We start from the raw sequence: 24599 nt of genomic DNA, 5'->3' as shown, positions 1-24599 counted from the left end.
TTTCTTTCCACAAATAAAAAGACCCCAACACCTAGGGCATTGAGATCTTTTCAAGCTAAAAGTCTTTTAGTACTTTTTTATTAAACCCCAAATGCGGTTCTTAGTACGTAGAAAATAACAATAGCAAGGGCAGCGCCAACTGGCAATGTAATTACCCAAGAAACTACGATGTTTCTGATAACACCCATGTTAAGCGCGCCAATTCCACGTGCCATACCTACACCTAATACCGCACCTACTAAGGTTTGAGTAGTAGAGATTGGCATACCAGTACCTGAGGCAATAACAACGGTAGAAGCAGCAGCTAGTTCAGCAGCAAAACCACGGCTAGGCGTTAAATGTGTAATACCTTCACCAATCGTTTTAATTACTTTTTTGCCTAAAATAGCAAGACCCGCAACAATACCAAAACCACCTAAAGGTAGAATCCACCAAGCAATAGCGGCTTTCTTAGCAATTTCACCGTTATTTTCAACAATGTTTACAACAGCAGCTAGTGGACCAATTGCATTAGCAACGTCGTTAGAACCATGTGCAAAAGCCATACAACATGCTGTTAATACCATTAATACTGCAAATACTTTTTCAACATTGTTGAACTGCATTTTTTTATCAGCTTTAGGATCAATTTTTAAGCGCGAAATAGCAATTTTACCAATTACACCAACAACTACTGCAACTGCGATTGCAAGGGCATACCCTTCGGCTGCACCTAAATCAACACCAACATGCTTTAAGCCTTTTTTAATTGTAACCAAGGCCATTATAAAACCTGCTAAACCCATATAAAGTGGTACATAGCGTTTAGCATTTTTTAGTGGTGCATCGGTATTGAAAATGAGTTTTTGTGCACTCATAAATATTAAGTATGCAATAAAGCCTGATATGGCGGGCGTTATAATCCAACTACCAACAATACCACCTACTTTATCCCATTGAATCGCCTCAGTACCTACTGCAACTAACGCAAAACCAATGATTGCGCCAATGATTGAGTGAGTCGTTGATACTGGCCAACCTAAGAACGAGGCCATTAATAACCAAGCACCCGCTGCAAATAAAGACGAAATCATACCCAGAACCATAAGCTCCGGAATGTCTGCAAATGGTGCCGCATCAATAATTCCTTTACGAATTGTTGATGTAACCTCACCACCTGCTAAGTAAGCGCCTGCAAATTCAAAAATCATCGCTATAAAAATAGCTTGTTTGATTGTAAGTGCTTTTGAACCTACAGATGTGCCCATGGCGTTCGCTACGTCGTTCGCGCCAATACCATAAGCCATAAAAAAGCCGACTGCTGCGGCAATTAAAATTAATACCGTGCCGTAAGATGCAATGATATCCATTGTAAAACCTTAATCTTTCGTGTTTGAACTGATTTTAAATTAACGAGCTAACATCAGCTCAAGACGTGATCCTACGCGCTCTGCAATATCTGCAAGCTCGCCAACCCATTCAATGATTTTGTATAAAAACATCACATCAATTGGATTTAACTCACCCTCTACTGCACGTAGCTGGCGGCGTACTTTTATCTGCATTTCATCCGTGTCTTGTTCTATCGCATCCAATTCAACTAGCATTTTTTCAACTAAGGTCACTTCACGACCTTTAAAACCTGTTTCTAGCAATTCTTCTAACTCGTTAATTGCTTTAGATGCTTGTTTAGTTGCATCTACACAACGCGTTAAATAAGCTAGAAAGTCAGTTTGCATAACTTTTGGTATGGTCATTTCACGACCAATCACTCGTCCTGCAATATCTTTTGCTTTATTGGCAATCTTATCTTGTTGGGTTACTAATTCGAGAAGATCTGTACGCTCTACCGGCATGAATAAACCACGTGGTAATTGTAAACGTATATCTCTTTTCATATCATCAGCTTCACGTTCTAAATTGCGAATAGTGATGCGAAGCTCTTCTGCTTGTACCCACTCTTCTTTAAATACGTGATTAAAAAAAGGTATCAAGGCTTTACTTGCTTGATGAACCTTCTTGATGTGTTCTTCCATTGGTTTGATAGGAGATTTTGCAAATACTCCTAAAAACGCGTTTGTAGGCATAACTGACCCTTTAATCAAATTGATATGCTTTGCAGCATGAATTTTACAGTATTAACCAAGATTGTGAACGCTTTTTATTACTTCACTCAAGCTTGCAATACACAAAGCGGCATTAAGCCGCTTTAATAAAAAAATAAAAACAGGTGAAAAATTATAGCGATTTTTCTATATCTTCTTGAGATGTATGACGAATATCTTTGCCATTCACAAAATAAATAATGTATTCAGCAATATTCTGACAGCGATCTCCTATACGCTCTAATGAGCGAACAGACCAAACTAGGTCCATAATTTTCGGGATTGAGCGCGGATCTTCCATCATATAGGTCATTATTTGACGTGTGATGGCTTCATATTCACGGTCAACTTTTGCATCTTCTTTGTGTACTTGAAATGCGCGCTGCACATCCATACGTGCAAATGCGTCGAGTACGTCGTGTAACATTTTTAAAACTTGGCGGCCCATATTCTCAATATTTACTAATAGGTCTTGTTGATCCTTAGTAAATGAGTCTAGTGCAACTTTGGCAATTCGCTTTGCTTCATCGCCAATACGCTCTAAATCGGCGATTGTTTTAGCAATTGCAATCACCAAACGTAAATCACTTGCTGCAGGCTGACGACGAGCAATGATACGCGTACATTCTTCATCAATGCTGACTTCCATCGCATTTACTTTGTAATCGTTCTGACGTACTTTTTGAGCAAGCTCAGCATCATTACGACTCACCGCATCAAGCGCACTATTTAATTGCTGCTCAACTAATCCACCCATGCTTAATACATGATTACGTACATTTTCTAGTTCTTGGTTAAAGCGCCCAGAAATATGCTTATTTATATTATGTTCCATAGTTACCTTCTCTCTTAATCTTGTACAACACGCTATAACGGGCTAATTAACCGTAACGACCGGTAATGTAGTCTTCGGTCTTTTTCTTTTTTGGTGTAGTAAATAAGGTATTTGTATCTGAGTATTCAATCAACTCGCCCATGTACATAAAGGCTGTTTGATCAGATACACGCGCTGCTTGTTGCATGTTATGTGTAACAATAACAACGGTAAATTTGTTTTTTAAATCGTTTATTAGCTCTTCGATTACCAAAGTAGAAATAGGGTCGAGTGCCGATGTAGGTTCATCAAGTAAAAGCACTTCTGGTTCAATTGCAATTGAACGAGCAATTACTAAACGCTGTTGCTGACCACCCGATAGACCAAATGCGCTATCGTGTAATCTATCTTTTACTTCATCCCACAAAGCAGCACCACGAAGTGATTGTTCTACCACTTCGTCTAATTTACGTTTCTCTTTAATGCCTTGTAAACGCAGGCCGTAAACTACATTTTCATAAATTGATTTAGGAAATGGGTTAGGACGCTGAAACACCATACCCACATTACGACGAAGTGCAGCGACATCTACGCTCTTATCGTAAATATTTTGACCGTGAAGTAATATTTCACCTTCAATACGACAAATATCAACCAAATCATTCATGCGATTAATACAACGCAGTAATGTTGATTTACCACAACCCGATGGTCCAATAAACGCAGTTACTTGGCCTTTAGGAATGTTCATATTTACTTTATTAAGCGCTTGCTTATCACCGTAGTAAAGATCGAGGTCTTTAATCTCTAGCGCTTTTTGGTCATCAGTTAAGTTTTCTAGGTCTAACTTCTGGCCTATATTAGCTTGGTTTACTCGTGGAGCGACTGTAATCATTTTTATTACCTATAAAATCTTTACTAATTAGTGTTCAAGCGATCTGAATTTTTCACGTAAATGGTTACGTATACCAATGGCCGTTATGTTTAAGGTAATAATCACCGATACCAATAAAAAGGCCGTTGCGTATACCAGCGGGCGTGCCGCTTCAACATTAGGGCTTTGGAAGCCAACATCGTATATATGAAATCCTAAGTGCATAAACTTTCTATCTAAGTGAAAATACGGGAAGTTGCCATCAAGTGGTAATGTAGGCGCCATTTTTACAACACCCACTAACATTAATGGTGCAACTTCACCTGCAGCACGCGCAACTGCCAGTATTAAGCCTGTCATAATTGCAGGGCTTGCCATTGGAATAATGATACGCCATAACGTTTCAACCTTTGTTGCGCCAAGCGCTAGCGAACCATCACGAACCGTACTTGGAATACGAGATAAACCTTCTTCAGTCGATACAATAACAACTGGCAGAGTAAGTATAGCGAGCGTTAACGCTGACCACATAACACCAGGCGTACCAAATACTGGCGTTGGCGACGATTCAGGATAAAATAATTGGTCTAAGCTGCCACCTAGCATGTATACAAAAAAGCCGAGGCCAAATACACCGTATACAATTGATGGAACACCGGCCAAGTTAATCACCGCGATACGAATCATTTTAGTCACTGCATTTTTAGCGGCATATTCGTGTAAGTAAATTGCTGCAACCACACCAAACGGCGTTACTATTACAGCCATCAACATAACCATAAATACAGTACCAAATATAGCGGGGAAAACACCGCCCTCTGTATTTGCTTCTCGTGGGTCATCAGATACAAACTTACCTAGCTGCACAAAGTAATGACCTAGTTTTGCAAAAAAGCCCATGTCGTTTGGAAACCAAACATCAAGGACTTGGTACATTGGAATCGTTACAATTTCGCCGCGCATATCTTTTACAGTTACATGGTCACGCTTAGCTTGTTTGCGTAGTGCAAATAAATCTTTTTCAAGTACACCATATTCTGCACGTAATTCAGCACGCTCTTGAGCTAGTTCAGCAACACGCTCATCAGTAAGTGCGTTATCGAGTAAGTAGCCCTTTTCTTTTAAACGAAGGCGTTCAAGTGCGTAGTTAATATGCCCAATGTCACCATTTTGCAAATCAAGTGCTTCGTCGTTCAAATCAACAGCACGCTCTACAAGCTCATGTAGCGCTTCTATTTTATCGCCACTAACCGGTTGACCGTCTTTAATAACATTTTCAACATAACCATAAAAGTTACCGTTTTTACTACGCTCAAACACAGCAAGCGCCGCTGGTGCTGTTTTATTTTTAATGTCGGTTTCTAATATCCAACGAAAATCTAAATCTACGTACTCACGGTTACCTGTTTTAATAAGTAAACGCTCTATTTCTTCTTTTTCAAACCCGCTAACGTCAATACCTGTTGCCGCTAAACGCGATTTTGGCACTAATTCACGGTCGTAAACTTCACCAATAACGGTTTGCTTTGCAATTGACCCTTCAAGTTCAAACTGCACAACTTCTGAAGGCCAAAAAAAACTTAATCCCTTCCAGGCTATCATTGCTAATAAGCCTAAAACTGAAATCAAACTGATGCTCACTGCACCACCGGTCATCCAAATCCAAGGAGAACCAGACTTAAACCACTGCTTTACCATGTCGTGTCTCTCCGCTTACATCGAGCTGTATTTTTCACGCAGTTGCTGGCGAACAAACTCAGCGACTGTGTTAAAAATGAATGTGAATATGAATAGTACAAAGGCTGCTAAGAACAATATTCTGTAGTGCGAACTGCCTACTTCAGACTCTGGCATTTCAACTGCAATATTTGCCGCAAGCGTACGCATGCCCTGGAAAATACTCCAATCCATAATCGGTGTATTACCCGTGGCCATAAGTACAATCATGGTTTCGCCAACGGCGCGCCCAAGTCCCATCATTACTGCTGAGAAAATACCTGGGCTTGCTGTTAGTAATACAACGCGTATTAGTGTTTGCCACTGTGTTGCACCTAATGCTAATGAGCCATTTGATAAGTGTTTAGGTACACTAAATACAGCATCTTCTGCAATTGAGAATATGGTAGGAATAACCGCAAAACCCATCGCAATACCTACAACAAGTGAATTACGTTGATCGAATGTCATACCCAGCTCATTTGTTAAGTACTGACGCACATTGCCGTCAAACATCCAAAGTTCAACAAATCCGCTCATCGCAAACGAAAACCAACCAATAAGTAAAACGACCGGAATAAGGATAATGGAATGAGAACCTTCAGGAATTCTGTGGCGAATTTTTGCTGGTAATTTAGTCCAAGCGAAACCAGTCGCTAGCATACTTAGCGGTAATAGTACGAGCAATCCAACAATGGCAGGTAAATGCTCTTCTATTAACGGTGCTAACCAAAGACCCGCTAAAAACCCTAAGATAACCGTTGGTAATGCTTCCATTATTTCAACGGTAGGTTTAACCACTTTACGCAATTCGCTCGACATAAAGTAAGCCGTATAAATAGCCGCTGAAAGCGCGATAGGTACCGCAAATAACATCGCGTAAAGCGCAGCTTTTAGCGTACCAAACGAAATAGGCACGAGTGAAAATTTAGATTCAAAGTCATCACTAGCTGATGTTGACTGCCAAATATAACCCGGCTCTGGGTAACCTTCGTACCATACTTCTTGCCAAAGTGCCGACCAAGTAACTTCTGGATGCTCATTATGAATTTCAAGAACCGTTAATTTGTTATCAGCAAGTATAAGTGCAGCGTTTGAGCGCGGTGCAATTGCAAAGTTCTCTATAGCGCCTTCACTTACTCTACCTTGCCAAAGCTTTGCTTCGCTGGTTGTGTAATACACACCTAGCTCACCATTACTGCTGGTAGTAAAAAAAGTACGGCGATAAAACTCAGTAAATACATTTAATTTACTTTGCTTAGTTGTTTCAAATGAACGGATTTTTTGATATTCACGGCCAGTATCAGTGTTTACTTCAAACCACTGCGAAACCTCACCGTTATCATTAGCAAGCATGAGTGAGTTTGCGCCCGCTAGCAGTTGTGCAGATACAATATTTGCATTTTCTTCGTTAGCCGAAAGCAACTGAATTTGTTCTACATCACTTGGGTCACGCGTATCGTATACGTAAACTTGATTGGCAGAACGTACAAAAGTGCGTGTTGTATCTGGCGACATTAATAGCTCGTCGACACGTCCTTCAACATCAAGCTCGGTACGTTCAATAACCCATTCAACTTCACCGGTAAACATGTTTTCTTCAGCAACAAAACTACTAAACAGAACACGCTTGTCCTCTGTAAGTGCTACAACCGCTGTTTTGTCTTCATAGTGACTAAATGCAAAGCGTTTAATGGCAGCGCCTTGCTCATCTACTTCTAAAGCTGCTTCCCCAAGAGGAAAGCCTAAACGAGGTGTTAATTTACGCTCGTTATTTGGAAAGGTAACCAAAAATTTAGGTGCAACAACCATTACGGTGCCATCTTCTAAACCAAACGCATAATGCCCTTGAAAAGGCGCACTAGTCGCAAAGCTTGTTGCATCACTTGGTAACTCTGCATTAAGCGTTTTGAGTTTTTTACCAAAACTACCTGACTCAACACTGTAAAAATCAACTTGACCTTGCTGACTCAGTAAATAAGCAACTTCAGTTTGCTCTTCTACGCCTAAGCCTGCTATTTTCTGTGAATTAGCGACATGAAAGCTATCGCGTTTTTCTACTTTTGCTGATTCAAAAATTGGCTGTACTACATAAAGAAGGTAAAAGAATATCAGTAGCAGTGCTACCAATACCATTATCCCACCTGCGGTTATACCAAATTTGGCAAACCGATCTTTAAATAGACGGCTTCGATCCGTATTAAAAGTCGGTTTATTCGGATTTGAAGTCATCAAAACACCCTTAAATCTTAACGTTGCATAAATTATATTTCATCAAGATGACAGTAATGTTACAGCAGTAATAATAAGCACTTTAAAACGATTTTAAATAAAACTAGCGGATAAAATGTCTAAATAAGCTTCAAATTGAAGATTTATGAGTGAACTAAATCATAAAATAATTGGACAAAGTATTTATCGAGGTCAATACTAAAAGAGTACTTAGTAAATAATAATTACTATTAATACTGCGTATAGTCAACACAACTATATTCATTTTTATTAATTTAAAATCAAAGATTTATAAAGAGTGCAACAACACACAATTTTGATTGAACAACACACTTAATGCCTATGCATTTACTTTCTTTGGGCTTAAAAAGAGAATTATTTATGAAGCAGTTGATTATAACTATTTTAGGGCAAGACCGCCCTGGTTTAGTAGAGAGCATCTCATCAGTCGTATTACAAAATCATGGTAACTGGCTAAGCAGTAACTTGAGCCATTTATTAGGTCATTTTGCAGGTATTATTCAACTTGAAGTTGCTGAGGAGCATTTTCAATCATTACAGAGTGCTTTAAATAAGTTACCTAAGTTAGACGTTCGTATTGAAACCGGAAACACTGAAGTTGAACCATCAACACTAGAGCAAATTAATTTAGTAATAACAGGCAACGACCGTCCTGGTATTGTGCAAGAACTGGCAAGTGTAATACGCCACAAAGGCGCTAACATTACTCATTTAAATTCAAGGCAGCAAAGTGCGCCTAATTGGGGAGTGCCTATTTTTAGCGCTGTTGCGACCGTAACTTTACCAAAAGGCATAGACAAAGATGAAGTGATTGAAGCGCTGGAATCAATCACAAGCGATTTGATTGTAGATACAGAAGAAGTTTAACCTCCCTTTTTGCGTGTCACTCTGCTGACACGCATCTCATTCTAACTAATTTTATCAAAATGCTCTGCAGATTATTTAACGCAGACATAAAATAAGCCGATGCAAGCATCAGCTATTTTAAATAACGACCTTAAAGCTAATAAGAGCAAGATAAACTCAGTAATCCCGCTCTTTTATAAAGCTACATATCCATATGTCGATTAGTGCTTTGCATCATTTGTTTAATGCCTTGCTTTTCAAGCTCTAGTATTTGTTGAAGCTTTTCTTGCCCACTTTCGGTTTCAGCTCGCTCAAGTAAGTATTCATATAACTCAATTACTTTTTGATGCTGCTCTGATAAGTAACCTTGAATAGCTTGCTCATCAAATTTTTGATCTTTGCTAATATCTTTAAAAGTAATTAACTCAGGATTTTTAGCAAAATATTCGTAGCTGTATGTATCGAGCGTATTTATTTCGGTTATCGCTTTAAAGCCAACTAAATCTTCAGCGAGTTTTTTTTCGTAATTTAGGTAATAGTCCACCAGCATTGCGTTATGTTCATCGAGTAAATCCTTTACGCTATAAAAATTAGCCGCCATTTGCGTATGAAACAAAACGGTCCAATCGTATACCTCTTTAATTGTTTTAACTTGCATGTGCATTCCTTACTTGTTGACTGTATAGATAATACATTGCGTAAAGCGTGCCAATTAAAAAGCTATTTAAAAACAGTTGGTTAATTTAAATATGAGTAATAACAAGCTATTTAATAGAACAACTTACAAATTATAGGTAATTTTTATAGAGCAATGCGTGAGTAGTTAACGCATTGCTCTATAGCCTTATTATTTAAGTCCTTGTTTACGCCATAGTAGGTAAACCGCAGGAATAACAAGTAAGGTGAGTACAATTGCACTGCCCATACCGCCAACCATAGGCGCTGCTATTCGGCTCATTACTTCGCTTCCAGTGCCTGTGCCATACAGCACAGGTAGCAAGCCAATAATAATGGTCGCGACAGTCATCATAACTGGGCGTACTCGAAGCCCTGCTCCCTCAATAATAGCTTGCTGTAATTGCACTAAACTAAGTGGCTTTCCAGCCTGCTCTGCTTCGAGGCACTTTTCTTGATAGGCTTGGTTTAAATACACCAACATAATAACCCCTATTTCTACCGCAACACCGGCTAAGGCAATAAAGCCCACACCTACTGCAACTGAAAAGTTAAAGCCCTCTAAATACATTAGCCATACGCCCCCAATCATTGCCAGTGGCAACGTAGCCATAATAATAGTGACCTCAGCAAAGCTTCTAAAATTAAGGTAAAGCAATACAATAATAATCGCTAATGTAAGTGGTAATACATAAGTCAGTTTGTCTTTAGCGCGCTGCATGTATTCATACTGCCCAGCCCACGTAATTGAGTAGCCAGCAGGTAGTATTAGGTCTTTATCGAGCACTTGCTGAGCGTGCTCAACGTAAGTACCAATATCAACGCCATCTATATCAATAAAACTCCAACCGTTTAAACGTGCATTTTCGCTTTTTATACCAGGCGGTCCATCTTCAATAAATACATCGGCTACATCACCAAGTGCTATACGCTGCCCTGTAGGCGTTACAATAGGTAACAACATTAACTCTTCTGGCGAGTCTCTGTATGCTTGCGGATAACGTAAATTAACAGGGTAACGCTCTTGCCCTTCTACCGTTTGTGTTACGTTTGTGCCGCCTATTGCAGTAGATACAACTTGCTGTACGTCGCTAATGTTTAAGCTATAACGCGCGGCTTTTTCACGATTTATATCTACTTTTATATAACGTCCACCGGCTACTCGCTCTGAGTAAACCGATGCGGTGCCTTGCACATCTTTTAAAAGCACTTCTATTTGTTGACCAATTTTTTGAATTTCACTCAACTTTGGTCCCGCAACTTTAATGCCCACTGGGGTTTTAATGCCGGTTGCGAGCATATCAATACGCGTTTTAATAGGCATTACCCACGCATTCGTCAGCCCCGGAAACTTAACCAAACCGTCGAGTTCTTTTTTAAGCTTTTCAAGAGTCATACCCTCGCGCCATTCGTCTTTTGGTTTTAACTGAATAAACGTCTCTATCATTGTAAGCGGCGCAGGATCTGTTGCAGTTTCTGCTCGCCCCACTTTACCAAATACCGTTTTAACCTCGGGTACTGTGGCAATTAACTTGTCGGTTTGCTGTAGTATTTCGCGCGCTTTACCTACCGATAAACCAGGATACGTTGTGGGCATATACATTAAATCGCCCTCATCGAGTGGCGGAATAAATTCACTGCCTATTTTATTTACCGGGTAAAAGCCAATAACAGAAACAACCACCGCGAGTACCAATGTCATTTTTGGAAATTTAAGCACCCAGTTAAGTAGTGGACGATACGCTGCGACGAGTAATCGGTTAACTGGATTTTTTTGCTCCGAAATGACTTTACCTCTAATAAAGTAACCCATTAATACCGGCACTAGGGTAATCGCAAGCCCAGCAGACGCAGCCATAGCATAGGTTTTAGTGTAAGCCAGTGGCGCAAACATACGCCCTTCTTGCGCTTCTAAAATAAATACCGGCATAAAGCTGACGGTAATAATTAATAAACTAAAAAATAATGCAGGACCCACTTCACTCGCCGATTTAGCCACAACTTCCCAGCGGTTTTCGTTGGTAAGAGGCGTTTTTTCCATATGTTTGTGCATATTTTCAATCATGACGATAGCACCGTCGGTCATTGCGCCTATGGCTATTGCAATTCCTCCTAAAGACATAATATTGGCGTTAATCCCCTGCCAATACATAATTATAAATGCCGTTAAAATCCCAAGCGGTAACGTAATAATCGCCACCAGCGATGAGCGCACATGAAACAAAAACACCACACACACTAAAGCAACTACAATAAGCTCTTCAATTAGCTTACTTGTTAGGTTATCTACCGCGTTATTTATTAAGTTGGAGCGATCGTACACAGGAACTATTTCAACGCCCTCTGGTAATCCCTTTTTAAGCGATTCTAATTTTGCTTTTACAAGCTCAATAGTTTTTTGTGCATTTTCGCCATAGCGCATAATAACAATGCCGCCGGTTACCTCGCCTTCGCCATTAAGCTCTGCAATACCACGGCGCATTTGCGGTCCGACTCTAATATCGGCTACATCACGTAATTGCAGCGCAGTACCATTAGCATTTACGCCAAGCGGAATCGCTTCTAAGTCGGCAACACTTTTAATATAGCCGGTGCTTGTTACCATGTATTCTGCTTCAGCCATTTCAACTACTGAGGCGCCCATCTCTTGGTTGCCTTGTTGAATAGCGGTTTGAATAAGGCTAAGCGGAATACCATACGCACGTAATTTATCGGGATCAACATTAACTTGATATTGCTTAACCATGCCACCAACAGCAGCCACCTCAGAGACTCCAGGCACGGTTTGTAATTCAAACTTTAAAAACCAATCTTGTAAGCTTCGTAGCTGACTAATATCGTGTTTATTGGTTTTATCAACGAGTGCGTATAAGTAAATCCAACCTACACCAGTTGCATCAGGGCCAAGCTCTGGCGTAGCGCTATCGGGTAATCTGCTTGCTACTTGGCTTAGGTATTCTTGTACTCGGCTACGCGCCCAATACAAATCAGTTTTTTCGTCAAAAATAACGTAAACGTACGAGTCACCAAAAAACGAAAAACCCCTTACAGTTTGTGCACCCGGAACAGAAAGCATTGCTGTGGTGAGCGGAAATGTAACTTGGTCTTGCACTACTTGCGGCGCTTGCCCCGGGTAAGTAGTTTTTATAATGACCTGAACATCAGATAAGTCAGGCAAGGCATCCACGGGAGTATTTTTTAGTGCAAACACTCCTCCACCCAGTAAAATTAATGTAAGCAACAACACAAAAAAGCGATTGCTAACAGACCAGCGAATAATGGCGGTTATCATAATGGCTCCTAGTGAGAACTGTTTTGCATAGGTTGCATAGTAGAATGATCAATCGGCTCTGCGTTTTGCGCTTTAGTAATTACAAACTCATCGTTAATAATGCTAAAAGTAAAATTAATATACTGGGCATTTTCAAACTGAGTAATGTCAATATCTGGCGCTAATACAAAGTCCATTGTGGCGGGTTCTCGATTCCATTTTTCAATGGCTTCTCGGCTAATATTAATAATGCGATTTTGTGTATCTATGGCATTAATAGTACCGTTAACCGTGGCGCTTTGTGGCTGCATATCCATGTTCATATTCGAGCCTGAACCAGAATCCGCCTCCATACCTGGGCTGATACCTGAACTAATACCAGAGCCAGGTATTTCCATTCGTTTAAAGTCAGAGCTTTTACTCGACTCAGAATCAATTAAAAATTGCGCTGAGGTCACTACCGTGTCACCTGTCATTACACCTGACAAAATGACCGCTTCATTACTATTAATTTGCCCAACTTCGACTTCAACCGATTTAAAACGACCCTCACCTAATGCAATAACCACACGGTTTTGATGCTGCGTGCGAATTACCGCTTCTTTAGGGACTGTAAATTGCGCCTGACTCGCTTTAGCGTGAATGCTCACTTGTGCAAACATATTTGGTTTTAACCGATGATCTGCGTTCTCAAACCTAAGCCTTACACGCAGAGTCCGGTTTTTAGCATCAAGCGCGGGGTAAATGTAATCAACCTTACCTTCCCACTTTTGACCTTTTAAGTAATCAAGCGTCATTGTAACGGGCAACCCAACACTCACTTGTTCTGATTGGCGCTCGAACACTTCCGCCTCTACCCAAATTTCATCTAGCTGGGCAATGCTCATCATTGATGTGCCTGGTTTAACGTAAAAGCCTTCTCGTACTGTTAGCTCATCTACCACACCACTTTGCTTTGCGTAAAAAGTAATATTTTGCATTACCTTTTTATTTTTTTGTAAACGTTCAATAAATCCATCAGACACATTTAACGACTCTAAACGCGCCTTTGCAGCGCGAATTAACACGGTATTATTACGATTAACTGCCAATAAAAACTCTTCCTGTGCGTTCACCAATTGTGGTGAATACAATGTATATAAAGGCTCACCGGCTTTAACTTCTGCACCTTGTGCTTTAACATATAAACTTTCAATCCAGCCTTCTACACGCGGATGAATGTGAATAAGTTGGTCTTGGTTATATTGCACATAACCCACAGTATTTATATCGCTGTGAAGTGTTTTAAGCTGCACTTTAGCGGTTCTTAAACCAAAGTTATTAACGACTGCAGGCGAAATAGTGACAGCACCTGGTCCATCCTGAGCGTTGCTAGCGTTTTCATACACAGGGATTAAATCCATTCCCATTGGGGAAAGCCCTGGCGCGTCACGCCTGTAATTACTATCCATAGGGGCTACCCAATATAAGGGCTGTTTGTCAGCGCTTTGTTGTTCATTCATTGCCGAGTTGCTAGGTAAAAATTGCATAACTAAGCCGCCTATTAACCCAAAGGCGCCTGCGCCAACTAAGGCGGCAACAAGTAACTTTAAATTAGTATTCATTGTGTAATTCTCCAGTTTGCTCGCTCATTACTTGGGTGTCTAAGCTACTTGCATAATAATTAAGGCGGGCGGTAATAATATGTTGATCTACTTGAATGTTCAGTGCGTCTATTTTGGCGTTAAGTTCACTAATGCGCGCGCGCATCACATCAGAAAAATTCCCATCGTCGCGCGTATAAGCATTAAGTGTTGCTTGAGATTGCTCTGACATTTGCGGTAATAACGTATTTTGATAAAGCGCATCGCGTTTTTGCAAACGAGCGAGTTGGCTAAACTCCTTAAAGTACATGCCTTTGAGTTTTTGAAGCGCCACCCGCTTTTGTGTTTTAGTCGCTTCTGCACTAGCGATAGCCGATTTAACCTGTTGATCTTGTCTGTTATCAGTAAATAATGGCAAATCAATACTAAATCCTACTGAGAGTAAATCAGCTCGCGACTCGCCTATAGGGGTATCATCTCGGTAACCATAACCCACATTAACGCCCATTTGAGGTTTGTAGCTTTGCTTAGCGAGCGCAACTTCGGTTTGCTTTGCCGTTACGGTTTTATCTATCGCAATAATTGCGGGATGCGCCATAAGCAACTGTATTAGTTTATCAAATTCAAGGCTCGCAAAATCAATAAGCCCTGTGGTTTTAGTAAACTCGGTATTTAAAGGCTGCATAAGCATATTTATAGGTAACCACTGTGCTAAACGGTTTTTAGCACTTTCAAATTGCTGCTCAAGCATAACCAGCTTATCTTCAAGGCGAGTGAACTCTAATTGCGCACGAATAATATCTTGCTGACGTGTTTTACCTAAGGTGCTTGCGTAGCTTGCTTCGGTAATGTCAATAAGCTGAGTAAATAGCCCTTTATCTTGCTCAATTAAAGCAATACTTCGCTGAGCACGATACGCGTTTAACCACGACTCAATCACAATTGCTTTTACTTGTGCTAAGCGATCGGCGCGCTGCCAAGGGTATTGTTGAGCAGACTGTGCTAATGCTTTTTGTTTAAGCGCTAAACTATTCCCTCGGCTAAACTTTTGGCTCAAATCGACTTTAAGCTGCGTCATCCCTTCTTGGTCAAACGCATAACCGTTAGTAGGTAAGTTGAGTAAGCCAACCGTTAAAACAGGATTGGGTAAGGTGCCTGCGGCAATGCTTTGCGCTATTGCTGCATCTTCTTGGTAGCCACTCGCTTTTAGCCATGGCTCATGCGTTAGCGCATAATTAAGCGCTTGCGTTAAGCTTAGCGTTTGCTCATTACTAGTTTGATTTAGTAATTCGGTATTGAGGTTATTTTGATTGTTTTGCGCATTAACAGCAGTGCTAAATAACACAACACTACATAATACGACTTTAATACTTACAGCGTGGTTCATCACCTGCTCCATCTAAAAATAAAAGAAAATCTTAAATTAGGAAGCAAAAAAGGTGTTTAGGAATTACCAATAAACGGAGTTACCGCAATTTTTACATACACCTATCCTGCTATTAAGCAGACATAGGAGGGCGGTAGAGTGAACGAGGTATATTAATTTGTGTAGTAAATACACGTACATTTACTTTTTCAGATTCAAGTAAAGTAACGCTAAATAAAGTATCAACATTAAGCATTGAGTTAGCAGCGCAACCACTCATAGGGCATTTGCAATCGTTTTGAGGCGTGCTTTCGTCGTCGCAACAATCCATCTGCATCATATTTTCAGACATGCTAGCGACAGCTGTTGCATCACTACTGTGTGTCATTGGCATTTGGGCATGCATTGCCGTTTTAGTGGGCACATGTGGCATTTCGCATACCATAGCTACAGACGCAACTGCCTGACCCACAAAAGTGAGTAGCAAAGTTATCATGAGTAAACTAGAGTATAAGCGTTGCAACTTTATGCCTTTTAAATAAATACACGCAGTGATTATATGGCAACTCAGTAGCTGCCACAAATTTTTAGAGTTATTTTGAAACTTTGCTGGGCGTTTTTATTAAGTTACTCGCGATAATTGCAAATATACAATATGCGCTAAAATACCAAAACCCTTCACCAAATTGTGCATTCATAACAAGTAGCTCACCACTTTTACCATGAGCGTTACCTGCTAGGTAAGTCACTATTAATGCAATAACAAATACATCAACCATGCTCCACTTACTTAATGCACAAATAACCAGACCGAGCTTTTGCTTAACCCCATTCAAAGGCAGGCAACAATAAAGCAATTGTAATAGCAGCTTCAAGCTTGGAATAACAATAGAAAACAACCCCACTAAAGCGGCTACAAATAAATTATTATTGCTGGCAAGCTCTTTAACTGTGCCTAAAATACTTTGTGTTTTGTTATAGGCGCTAATCTCACCTTCTAACTTATCAAGCCCCAGCATGTTAGAAAACATCATTAACATACTACGAGTGCGACCATCACCTTCTTCAGCCAGCATCTCTATACCCGCTTGGGCTAATTTTGATTTATCTATATTGCCTTCAATTGTTAATACTGGTTTTGTAATACCAGGAAACAATAAACAAAGAGCAATCACTACACTTATAACCGACAACCAATTACGCATATTTACTCTGCTATAGCCTCAATAATGTCATCACTGTATAAAACAGCATCCAGTAAAAAATTAAACATATGCCCAACATGTAGCTCAGGATTTATTTTAGCCAACAGAACCATCGCCTTATCAAGGTCATCTACTTCAAACTCTTTTATTGATGATAAACACTCGCCTAAAATACCTTTTTCAAGCAATAAGGCATCTGATATAGCTGCATCCAAGGTGAATTCATTAACTATATCTTTTAGATCAGCATCTAAAATGGCATCAAGCACAGAAAACAGACCTACTAAGTAGCCTTGTTCGGTCAAATCGCTGTTGTTTTGCTCCAAAATAAGCGACATAAATTGCGCACGCGTTAAAGCAAGCTTAGTTAATTCGGTTGGCTTTTCGACACCTAACTCACTAATTGCTAAAACACGTACAAATTGCCTAATTGTATCTTCACCTAAATAAATAACAGCCTGCGAAATCGAAGTAATGACTAAATTTGCTTTACCTGAACGCGCATTAGCCAGCTTTAAAACTCGCGCTGTTATGGCTACATCTCTAGCTACACGTTGATGAACTTCTTTAAAGCAAAGTGTTTGTTTCGCGGTAAAGCGCAAAAGGTCAAATACTGTTAGCTTTGAAGGTTCTACACCTTTATACGTAATCATTTCTGGGCGAGAAAAAAAGAACCCCTGAAATAAATCACAGCCTGCCAATTTTAATGTATTAAATTGCTCATGCGTTTCTATTCGTTCAACAATTATTTTTGCATGTGGATTTGCGCGTTTTATTTTTTTAATGCGCATATTGGTTTTAATAACCGGATCATCTATCTCAATTTTTATGTAATCAACATATGCTAATAGTGGCTCCCATTTTGGATCGCCATCGTAATCATCAAGTGCAAAAACATACCCTTCTTTTTTAAGTTCTTGCACACGCTCAGCAACCGCAGGAATATTACCCGTGCGCTCTACTATTTCAATAACGCTATTTTCTGGTAATAAAAGTTTAGGAAAGTTATCGAGAATAGTTTCTGACGATAAATTTATAAACGCCAAGTGATGCGCTGTTAGTCTATCTAGCCCTACCAACATTAATGCATTGAAAAACAATCGGCTTGTCGCATGCACATCAGAAGTACCTACAGGAAACGCATTATTGGCTGAGTCTCTATAAAGCAATTCGTACGAAAAAACATTTTGATCAATATCAAAAATAGGTTGCCGCGCGACAAACTGAGTTATTTTTTGTACCTCATCAGAGATATTATGTAATTTCACTTGGCTCTAAACCTATAAATAAGAGATGGCAAAACAGCCAATAATACGTGTACTTTAATGCAACTCGCATAAGATAAACATAGTAATCATTACAAAACAGCTAAAACTACACAACACTCATATAATAACTCTAATATAAAAGGTGGCGCTTTGACCAACTTTATTCAGCCTTGAATTCAAGTATTAAAGGTTTATCCTTTGCTATTTATATTTTCAACTTTAGCAAAGCCTAACACCGCGCCTTTAAAATATAATGTGAGTGTATCAGGCAACCATTATCAATTTTATAAAAACGATTCGGGCAAACCAGGCATTCCTCCGGGGATAATCAAAAAACATTCAAGGCTATATAAAAAGTATTAAAGATAAGTATATGAGTAATATACCCACACAAAATTAAGGGACTAATGGCGCAGAGCTCATATTTTGGAGTATAATAGCAGCAAATGTTAACTCGACCAGAACTAGAAAGAGCCCCATGAGTATTGAAAAAGCCTTAATCGAACGTAGTAGTAGTCAATGTGAATTATGCGGTGCAACCGAAAACTTATCTGTTTACGAAGTACCACCAGTAACTGAAACCCACTCAGATAAATGCATTTACACGTGTCAAACATGTAAAGATCAAATCGAGAATAACAGTGACATAACGCCTACACATTGGCACTGTTTAAACGACAGCATGTGGAGTCAAACACCTGCTGTGCAAGTTGTAGCTTATAGAATGCTTTCGCGTTTAGCACCAGATAATGGCTGGGCACAAGATGCACTAGACATGATTTATCTTGAAGAAGACACGCTAACATGGGCTAAAAAAGCACTTGCAGAAGATGACGATTTAAAGCATGTAGATAGCAACGGTGTAGTTCTTCAAGCGGGCGATACTGTTACCCTAATTAAAGACTTAGACGTTAAAGGCAGTAGCCTTACCGCTAAACGTGGAACAGCTGTTCGAAATATTGGCCTAACCAGCAACCCTGAACATATTGAAGGGCGTGTTGATGGCCAGCGTATTGTGATTTTAACTAAATACGTTAAAAAATAAGACATATAAACAAGCGCTGTATTGCACAGCGCTTTTATTTAATATTTAGCTATTCATTCACTAATTGTTCGCTACGATAAAAGCCGCTCGGCTTGCTTAATAAAGCCATAAGCTCTGGTAGCAATGCATCCATCGTTTGTTTTAGTTTCCATGGAGGATTAATTACAATCATGCCAGATGCTGTCATACCGTGTACATCGGTATCGGCTTCGGTGCCTAATTCAAATAACTGAATGTTGCGCATACCCGAATCAATTAAGCCTTGCTCCATATTATCAATACGCTCTCTGTCTACTACCGGATACCAAATCATGTAAGTACCAGTAGCGAAACGCTGATGAGCTTTAACTAAGGTTTTTACAACTGTTTCGTAGTCATCTTTAATTTCGTATGGTGGATCAATTAATACACATGCCCTGCGAGATGCTGGTGGTAATAAACCAACTAAACCTGCGAAACCATCCTCGCCTCGCACCCGAATAGAGCGCTTACCTTGCATGTTTTCTTCAAGCAATAATAAATCGCGCGGATGCAGCTCAAAAAACCAGCCCTTATCTTGACGACGTAAAAAATGCTCTGCAATTTTTGGTGAACCCGGATAAAACGCAAGTTCGTCAGTGTCGTTAAATGACTTAATTAATTCAATGTACTCATTAAGTTCAGCATGCTCGCTTTTATGTTGCCAAAGCTTTTCAATACCATCTTGGTACTCTTGCGTTTTTTGCGCATCGGCAGCGGCAAGTTCAAAAAAGCCAGCACCTGAATGTGTGTCTATATAATCAAGCGGTTTATCTTTAATTGTTTGATAATTTAGTACTTGTGCCAGTACTAAATGTTTAAGTACATCGGCAGGATTACCCGCATGAAATGAGTGTCTGTAACTAAGCATTATTTATTTTCGCCATACGCAATTTAATATCGTAAGTGAACCATAAGCACTGGGCTTTGGCAACTTACACCAAGATAAGGGAGTGTTTAAGTGAACCATTTCTGAATGAAAAAGCTCATATGCTGAATTATCCCTTAACGTAGAAGAAAAATCAGCTAAAACCGCCATAAATGCTGGCAAATCAATACACTTTGCTTTACATTTGCATGACATTAATTACAGTTATATGAGCGCCTTTATGAATAACACTACTCTTCAACAACTCGAACAACTGATCGATTCTTTAATCGAACGTAATAACCAATTACAAACAGATGTTGCTACTTTAAAAGAACAAAATACTAAACTAAGCGATGATAACGAATTGCTACAGCTTGAAGCACTTGAAAATGAAGAAAAGCAGAAAGATGCCAGCACTACTTTATCTGGTCTTCTTGATAAGTTACAAAGCGCACAACAGGCTAGCTAATGTCTGAGCTGCAAAACCAGCGGGTCACTGTTGAGTTGCTAGGTAAAGAGCAGCAATTTGCTTGCCCCGAAGGGCAGGAAGATGCATTAATAGCAGCAGCTAAAAATCTAAATGACTTAGTTGAACAAATGAAACTACGTTCAACCGTTAGAAGCGATCAAAAAGCCCTACTACTGGCTGCATTAAACTTAAGCCACGAATTGCTAGAAGCAAAAACACAGGCTACAGTTGAACAACAGCATCAAGACCAATTGATTGATAAACTCAGTCAGCATTTGGCAAATGACCCCAAACACCAAAAATAAAAAGCGCATACTGCGCTTTTTGTTTATTATTAAAATAATTAAACACCAGCGTAGAGATAATAAATGAAGTTAAAACTTTCAAACATAGCCTCTTTATGTAAGCACTTACTATTGGCATGCACATTATTAATAGTACCTAGCACCTACGCTGCCGTCACTTGGAATACAATAAACCCTCATATTCAGTTTTTAAAGCAACAAGACAAGCTTCGCTTTTACGACTCCAATCAAGTATTAATTGAAGGCGAAAAATGTGCCCTGCTTGTTGATACAAGCGCCAATTTTGCCGCAGTTGAGCAACTTGCTGAAGATTTGAAAAGACGTCTTAAAACGCCTTTATGTTATTTAGTTGCCACGCACTACCATGATGATCACTTATTAGGCATGGCGGTTATGCAAAAATTTTATCCTGATGCCAAGCTCATTGTTCATCAGCAAGTAAATAAAAATTTTAACCTTTATCAAACAGCCTATACCGACAAGCTAGACACCTATGAAAAGAGCATTGAGCTAAGCTACCAACGATTAGCAAGCGTAGAAAAAGATGAACAAGCTAAATGGCGAAATAAGTTAGAACTTGCAAAAAAACGGCTTTTTCGCTGGCAAGAGTATCAACTTAACGAACCTAAAATTACAATCGATAACCGTAAAACTATCGACCTTGGTGGTTTTGAGGTAACTATTGAACCTCAACAGGCACATACCAATGGCGATTTAACTATTACCACTAATAACGGCAGTGTGCTAATTGGTGGCGATATCGTTGACTGGCTTCCTTATCCTGGTCACGGCGAACTTAAAAGTTGGCAGGCGTTGCTCAAGCAATATATTAACGACGAAAAGCTCACTGTTATTTTACCTGGGCACGGCGGCGCATTAACAAAAGAGCAGCTAAAACAGCCTCTATCGTTTTTAACAACCATAACAGAGCACGTTAAAAACAATAAAGATCAAAGTATTGAGCAGTTAATGCTGTCGTTTCCTGAATCAGTTATTGAGCCTTATAAACAAGAAGCGCTTAATATAAAATCGAGCAACTTTTTTTTACAAGCAGGCCTAAATCGCGCAAAAAGCGAAGAATAACTCAACACAACGGATTGTGTTAAAATAATAAAAGGAATTTACAAAAGTGATCACTATGCGCAGTTTGGTTTTATGTTGTTTGGGTATTTTGTTATTTGGTTGTCAATCAACGGAGCAAGAACCACAAGAAGCTCCACAAATATTTACTCATTTTGAGCCTAACTACACTTATGATACTGATGATGAAGTAGCTCAAACGCCCCAAGTTAGTGAGCACGTTACGCCACTTCAATTTAAAAAAACAATCGTAAAAAAGCGCCCACCAAAAACCACCGATCTGTGGGTACATATAGCCAACAACCTACACTTTACGATTTATCAAAATCGCGCTTTAAAAAAGCGTATCAGCTGGTACGCAAAGCAACCTAACTACTTACGAACTGTGAGTAAACGCGCAGCGCCTTACTTGTATCACATCGTAAAAAAAATTGAGCAAAAGCAATTACCTATGGAGCTCGCTTTACTACCGTTTGTAGAAAGCGATTTTAGACCAACAATAGCCTCATCACAGCAAGCTGTGGGAGTTTGGCAGTTGGTTGGCGCAACAGCGCATCACTTTGGTGTTAAGTCAGACCAATGGTACGACGGGCGCCAAGATGTACTTGCTTCAACCGATGCTGCACTTGATTACTTAAGCTACTTACACAAACGTTTTGATGGGAATTGGCTGCATGCTTTGGCCGCTTATAATAGTGGTGAGGGCCGGGTTAAACGCGCTATAGAAAGCAATAAGAAACGTGGTAAAAGTACTGACTATTGGTCGCTTAAGCTTCCTAAAGAAACTGCCGATTATGTTCCTAAATTACTCGCTTTAAGCTATTTGGTAAAACACCCACAAAAGGGCATTAAACGTCCAAAGCTTGCGTATAAGCCATTTACAACGCAGATGAACATAGGTCAACAATTCGACTTTTCAGTCATCGCTAAACTCTCTGGTATAGGTTCAAAGCAGTTACACGCGATTAATCAGGGATATTTAAAAAATCAAAGCTCACCTAACGGGCCGCATACTTTACTGCTTCCCATTGGGCAAGAGACATTATTAAAAAGTCAGTTTTTTAAATCAAACTTTGCTGGAGAGTACATCGTTAAACAAAACGACACGCTTTACGGTATCGCTAGACGTTTTAGAATGTCGGTAAAAGCGTTAAAACAACTTAATAATAAAAATAATAATTTAATAGGCGTTGGAGAAAAGTTATTAGTTGGACAACCTAAAACCCTGCCAAGCACATTAACAGTTGATTACAAAATTAGCCCTTATTTAGAACACCAAGAGATTGCGATTCCCACCATTGAAATCGATTACGAAGTTAAGTCGGGCGATAGCCTTTGGAGTATAAGTCAGCTTTACGATGTACCTCATAGCGACTTGGCAAAATGGAACAAACTCTCTGCATCGAGCATTTTAAAGCCTGGTACTCAATTAGTGCTGTTTATACCACAGGCTGAAAAGCAAAAAGCAGCCCCAACAAAAAAAGATTTTCTGCTAAATTTACAAAAAACACTAAATCAGCCACGTTAAGTTTATAAACAAGTATATTTCGCGTAAAATCGCGCCCTAACATAGTTATTATTTGAAGAGACAAGCATGCAAATTAGCAAAAATTCAGCAGTTGAATTTCATTACACCCTTAGCGAAGCGGGCGAGCAAATTGAAAGTAGCACAAACGAAGCGCCACTTACTTACATTCATGGCAGCGAAGGCATGCTTCCTGGTTTAGAAAAAGCACTTGAAGGCAAAGAAGCTGGCGAAAAATTTAGTGTAACTCTAGAGCCAAGTGAATCATACGGCGAGCGTGTTGATGACTTAATTCAACGCATCCCATTAAAGCACTTACAAGGCGACGTTAAAGTATGGAAACCAGGTATGACAGCAATGGTTAGCTCTAACCAAGGTCGTCATCAGGTTACTATTGTTAAGGTTGGTCGTTTTAACGCAGATTGTGATTTAAACCACCCATTTGCTGGTAAAACGCTAACGTTTGATGTTGAAGTTGTATCTGTACGTGAAGCGACAAGTGAAGAAGTTTCTCACGGACATGTGCACGCTGAAGGCGGCTGTGGTCACTCACACTAGTTAGCAATAAAGGAAGTAAGTATGTCTAAAGTTGCAGTCGTTACAGGTGGTACAAAAGGTATTGGCTTAGCCGTAGTAAAGCGTTTACTAAACAATGGCTATGAAGTACATAACCTTGATATAGAGCTGAGCGAAATCGGTATATTTCATCAGTGTGATGTAAGTGATGTATCGGCGGTACGCAACTGTATCAACGCTATCTGTGAACAAAGCAAACGTATTGATGTACTTGTTTCTAATGCTGGAAAACACTTAAGCGCAAATATAGAAAGCACCGACGAGCAAACTTTCGATGCACTTTTTGCGCTTAATGTAAAAGGCGCTTATGCCGCAATACAAAGCGTATTGCCAAGCATGAAAGCGCAAAATGGCGGCGCTATTATATTAGTCGCTTCCGATCAGGCAATTATAGGTAAGCAAAACTCTTTTGCGTATAACCTAACAAAACATGCCCTTGCCTCAATGGCTAAAACAACGGCGCTTGATTACGCGGGTTTTAATATTAGAGCAAATGCGGTGTGCCCTGGCACAATAGAAACCCCGCTTTTTCATAACGCAATAGATGCGTATTGCAAAAAGAGTGGCGCAAACAAAGCTGAAATAGTTGCCGAGGAAGCAAGTCTTCAACCGCTTAACCGATTAGGTCAAGCCGATGAAGTTGCTGCCCTTGTGAGCTTTTTAGCAAGCGACGATGCCAGCTTTATTACTGGCAGCCTACAAAGCATTGACGGTGGTTATACAGCGCAATGAATACTGCCCAATGAGTAATGTGC

22 protein-coding genes are annotated in these 24599 nt (G+C 39.8%); 8 read left to right on the top strand and 14 right to left on the bottom strand.

Annotated features, from left to right (window positions below; all coding sequences use genetic code 11):
• Positions 1-80: 80 nt before the first annotated feature.
• The 6 genes from GQR55_RS09875 to GQR55_RS09850 all read right to left on the bottom strand — a co-directional run bounded on the left by GQR55_RS09875 (position 81) and on the right by GQR55_RS09850 (position 7720).
• Entirely contained in the window at positions 81-1349 is a 1269-nt protein-coding gene (locus GQR55_RS09875) for an inorganic phosphate transporter (protein ID WP_166420448.1), read from the bottom strand.
• 39 nt (positions 1350-1388) lie between these two features.
• The gene (locus GQR55_RS09870; protein WP_166420447.1) at positions 1389-2066 is read right to left on the bottom strand and encodes a TIGR00153 family protein; all 678 of its coding nucleotides are present in this window, start codon (positions 2064-2066) and stop codon (positions 1389-1391) included.
• 151 nt (positions 2067-2217) lie between these two features.
• On the bottom strand, positions 2218-2919 hold the full coding sequence (gene phoU / locus GQR55_RS09865; protein WP_166420446.1) for a phosphate signaling complex protein PhoU: 702 nt from the start codon (positions 2917-2919) through the stop codon (positions 2218-2220).
• Positions 2920-2965: 46 nt separating this feature from the next.
• Positions 2966-3793 (bottom strand): phosphate ABC transporter ATP-binding protein PstB, encoded by an 828-nt coding sequence (gene pstB / locus GQR55_RS09860; RefSeq protein WP_166420445.1) that lies wholly within the window; start codon positions 3791-3793, stop codon positions 2966-2968.
• A gap of 27 nt (positions 3794-3820) precedes the next feature.
• Positions 3821-5470: a phosphate ABC transporter permease PstA gene (gene pstA, locus GQR55_RS09855; RefSeq protein ID WP_166420444.1), complete on the bottom strand. Its 1650-nt coding sequence runs from the start codon at positions 5468-5470 to the stop codon at positions 3821-3823.
• A 15-nt stretch (positions 5471-5485) separates the two neighbouring features.
• On the bottom strand, positions 5486-7720 hold the full coding sequence (locus GQR55_RS09850; protein ID WP_166420443.1) for an ABC transporter permease subunit: 2235 nt from the start codon (positions 7718-7720) through the stop codon (positions 5486-5488).
• Between the two features lie 381 nt (positions 7721-8101).
• Here GQR55_RS09850 and GQR55_RS09845 point away from each other — a divergent pair, with 381 nt between their 5' ends.
• Positions 8102-8608, top strand: a complete 507-nt coding sequence (locus tag GQR55_RS09845) for an ACT domain-containing protein (protein ID WP_166420442.1) — start codon at positions 8102-8104, stop codon at positions 8606-8608.
• Between the two features lie 181 nt (positions 8609-8789).
• On the opposite strand, the gene GQR55_RS09840 is transcribed toward GQR55_RS09845, so the two are convergent.
• The 7 genes from GQR55_RS09840 to GQR55_RS09810 all read right to left on the bottom strand — a co-directional run bounded on the left by GQR55_RS09840 (position 8790) and on the right by GQR55_RS09810 (position 17955).
• Positions 8790-9245, bottom strand: a complete 456-nt coding sequence (locus tag GQR55_RS09840; protein ID WP_166420441.1) for a hypothetical protein — start codon at positions 9243-9245, stop codon at positions 8790-8792.
• 189 nt (positions 9246-9434) lie between these two features.
• Complete coding sequence (locus GQR55_RS09835) at positions 9435-12554, bottom strand: efflux RND transporter permease subunit (RefSeq protein WP_166420440.1); 3120 nt, start codon at positions 12552-12554, stop codon at positions 9435-9437.
• An 8-nt stretch (positions 12555-12562) separates the two neighbouring features.
• Positions 12563-14137 carry an efflux RND transporter periplasmic adaptor subunit gene (locus tag GQR55_RS09830; protein ID WP_166420439.1) on the bottom strand — a complete coding sequence of 525 codons (1575 nt, stop codon included), beginning with the start codon at positions 14135-14137 and terminating at the stop codon, positions 12563-12565.
• Complete coding sequence (locus GQR55_RS09825) at positions 14127-15503, bottom strand: TolC family protein (protein ID WP_166420438.1); 1377 nt, start codon at positions 15501-15503, stop codon at positions 14127-14129. Before GQR55_RS09825 ends, GQR55_RS09830 begins: the two co-directional genes overlap by 11 nt.
• 112 nt (positions 15504-15615) lie before the next feature.
• Positions 15616-15978 (bottom strand): hypothetical protein, encoded by a 363-nt coding sequence (locus GQR55_RS09820; protein ID WP_240916841.1) that lies wholly within the window; start codon positions 15976-15978, stop codon positions 15616-15618.
• Positions 15979-16075: 97 nt separating this feature from the next.
• A complete protein-coding gene (locus tag GQR55_RS09815) occupies positions 16076-16687 on the bottom strand; it encodes a paraquat-inducible protein A (RefSeq protein WP_166420437.1) in 612 nt (203 codons plus the stop codon).
• A 2-nt stretch (positions 16688-16689) separates the two neighbouring features.
• Positions 16690-17955: an EAL domain-containing protein gene (locus tag GQR55_RS09810; protein ID WP_166420436.1), complete on the bottom strand. Its 1266-nt coding sequence runs from the start codon at positions 17953-17955 to the stop codon at positions 16690-16692.
• A gap of 478 nt (positions 17956-18433) precedes the next feature.
• On the opposite strand from GQR55_RS09810, the gene GQR55_RS09805 reads away from it, so the two are divergent.
• Entirely contained in the window at positions 18434-19000 is a 567-nt protein-coding gene (locus tag GQR55_RS09805; RefSeq protein WP_166420435.1) for an alkylphosphonate utilization protein, read from the top strand.
• A 49-nt stretch (positions 19001-19049) separates the two neighbouring features.
• Here GQR55_RS09805 and rlmJ read toward each other — a convergent pair whose 3' ends face one another.
• Positions 19050-19889 (bottom strand): 23S rRNA (adenine(2030)-N(6))-methyltransferase RlmJ, encoded by an 840-nt coding sequence (rlmJ, locus tag GQR55_RS09800; protein ID WP_166420434.1) that lies wholly within the window; start codon positions 19887-19889, stop codon positions 19050-19052.
• A gap of 238 nt (positions 19890-20127) precedes the next feature.
• Between rlmJ and zapB the strand changes: the two genes are divergently transcribed.
• The 6 genes from zapB (at position 20128) to GQR55_RS09770 (ending at position 24576) form a co-directional block, all read left to right on the top strand.
• Positions 20128-20358 carry a cell division protein ZapB gene (gene zapB / locus GQR55_RS09795; protein WP_166420433.1) on the top strand — a complete coding sequence of 77 codons (231 nt, stop codon included), beginning with the start codon at positions 20128-20130 and terminating at the stop codon, positions 20356-20358.
• Positions 20358-20663: a cell division protein ZapA gene (locus GQR55_RS09790; protein WP_166420432.1), complete on the top strand. Its 306-nt coding sequence runs from the start codon at positions 20358-20360 to the stop codon at positions 20661-20663. Before zapB ends, GQR55_RS09790 begins: the two co-directional genes overlap by 1 nt.
• A gap of 63 nt (positions 20664-20726) precedes the next feature.
• Positions 20727-21746 (top strand): MBL fold metallo-hydrolase, encoded by a 1020-nt coding sequence (locus GQR55_RS09785; protein ID WP_166420431.1) that lies wholly within the window; start codon positions 20727-20729, stop codon positions 21744-21746.
• Positions 21747-21801: 55 nt separating this feature from the next.
• A complete protein-coding gene (locus GQR55_RS09780; protein ID WP_166420430.1) occupies positions 21802-23271 on the top strand; it encodes a LysM peptidoglycan-binding domain-containing protein in 1470 nt (489 codons plus the stop codon).
• A gap of 66 nt (positions 23272-23337) precedes the next feature.
• Complete coding sequence (locus tag GQR55_RS09775; protein ID WP_002957860.1) at positions 23338-23826, top strand: peptidylprolyl isomerase; 489 nt, start codon at positions 23338-23340, stop codon at positions 23824-23826.
• Positions 23827-23847: 21 nt separating this feature from the next.
• Positions 23848-24576, top strand: a complete 729-nt coding sequence (locus GQR55_RS09770; RefSeq protein ID WP_166420429.1) for an SDR family oxidoreductase — start codon at positions 23848-23850, stop codon at positions 24574-24576.
• Positions 24577-24599 lie beyond the last annotated feature (23 nt).

Source organism: Pseudoalteromonas sp. Z1A8, assembly GCF_011378855.1.
GTDB lineage: Bacteria > Pseudomonadota > Gammaproteobacteria > Enterobacterales > Alteromonadaceae > Pseudoalteromonas.
The sequence above is the reverse complement of the archived record's forward strand: the minus strand, read 5'-3'. Positions and strand labels throughout refer to the sequence as shown.

Bases quoted from the DNA above. Each gene is read 5' to 3' on its own strand.
- GQR55_RS09875 (WP_166420448.1), bottom strand. From the start codon at position 1,349: ATGGATATCATTGCATCTTACGGCACGGTATTAATTTTAATTGCCGCA.
- GQR55_RS09820 (WP_240916841.1), bottom strand. From the start codon at position 15,978: ATGATAACTTTGCTACTCACTTTTGTGGGTCAGGCAGTTGCGTCTGTA.
- GQR55_RS09840 (WP_166420441.1), bottom strand. From the start codon at position 9,245: ATGCAAGTTAAAACAATTAAAGAGGTATACGATTGGACCGTTTTGTTT.
- phoU (WP_166420446.1), bottom strand. From the start codon at position 2,919: ATGGAACATAATATAAATAAGCATATTTCTGGGCGCTTTAACCAAGAA.
- GQR55_RS09850 (WP_166420443.1), bottom strand. From the start codon at position 7,720: ATGACTTCAAATCCGAATAAACCGACTTTTAATACGGATCGAAGCCGT.
- GQR55_RS09830 (WP_166420439.1), bottom strand. From the start codon at position 14,137: ATGAATACTAATTTAAAGTTACTTGTTGCCGCCTTAGTTGGCGCAGGC.
- GQR55_RS09775 (WP_002957860.1), top strand. From the start codon at position 23,338: ATGCAAATTAGCAAAAATTCAGCAGTTGAATTTCATTACACCCTTAGC.
- GQR55_RS09825 (WP_166420438.1), bottom strand. From the start codon at position 15,503: ATGAACCACGCTGTAAGTATTAAAGTCGTATTATGTAGTGTTGTGTTA.
- GQR55_RS09790 (WP_166420432.1), top strand. From the start codon at position 20,358: ATGTCTGAGCTGCAAAACCAGCGGGTCACTGTTGAGTTGCTAGGTAAA.
- rlmJ (WP_166420434.1), bottom strand. From the start codon at position 19,889: ATGCTTAGTTACAGACACTCATTTCATGCGGGTAATCCTGCCGATGTA.
- GQR55_RS09805 (WP_166420435.1), top strand. From the start codon at position 18,434: ATGAGTATTGAAAAAGCCTTAATCGAACGTAGTAGTAGTCAATGTGAA.
- pstB (WP_166420445.1), bottom strand. From the start codon at position 3,793: ATGATTACAGTCGCTCCACGAGTAAACCAAGCTAATATAGGCCAGAAG.
- GQR55_RS09845 (WP_166420442.1), top strand. From the start codon at position 8,102: ATGAAGCAGTTGATTATAACTATTTTAGGGCAAGACCGCCCTGGTTTA.
- zapB (WP_166420433.1), top strand. From the start codon at position 20,128: ATGAATAACACTACTCTTCAACAACTCGAACAACTGATCGATTCTTTA.
- GQR55_RS09780 (WP_166420430.1), top strand. From the start codon at position 21,802: ATGCGCAGTTTGGTTTTATGTTGTTTGGGTATTTTGTTATTTGGTTGT.
- pstA (WP_166420444.1), bottom strand. From the start codon at position 5,470: ATGGTAAAGCAGTGGTTTAAGTCTGGTTCTCCTTGGATTTGGATGACC.
- GQR55_RS09870 (WP_166420447.1), bottom strand. From the start codon at position 2,066: ATGCCTACAAACGCGTTTTTAGGAGTATTTGCAAAATCTCCTATCAAA.
- GQR55_RS09770 (WP_166420429.1), top strand. From the start codon at position 23,848: ATGTCTAAAGTTGCAGTCGTTACAGGTGGTACAAAAGGTATTGGCTTA.
- GQR55_RS09815 (WP_166420437.1), bottom strand. From the start codon at position 16,687: ATGCGTAATTGGTTGTCGGTTATAAGTGTAGTGATTGCTCTTTGTTTA.
- GQR55_RS09785 (WP_166420431.1), top strand. From the start codon at position 20,727: ATGAAGTTAAAACTTTCAAACATAGCCTCTTTATGTAAGCACTTACTA.
- GQR55_RS09835 (WP_166420440.1), bottom strand. From the start codon at position 12,554: ATGATAACCGCCATTATTCGCTGGTCTGTTAGCAATCGCTTTTTTGTG.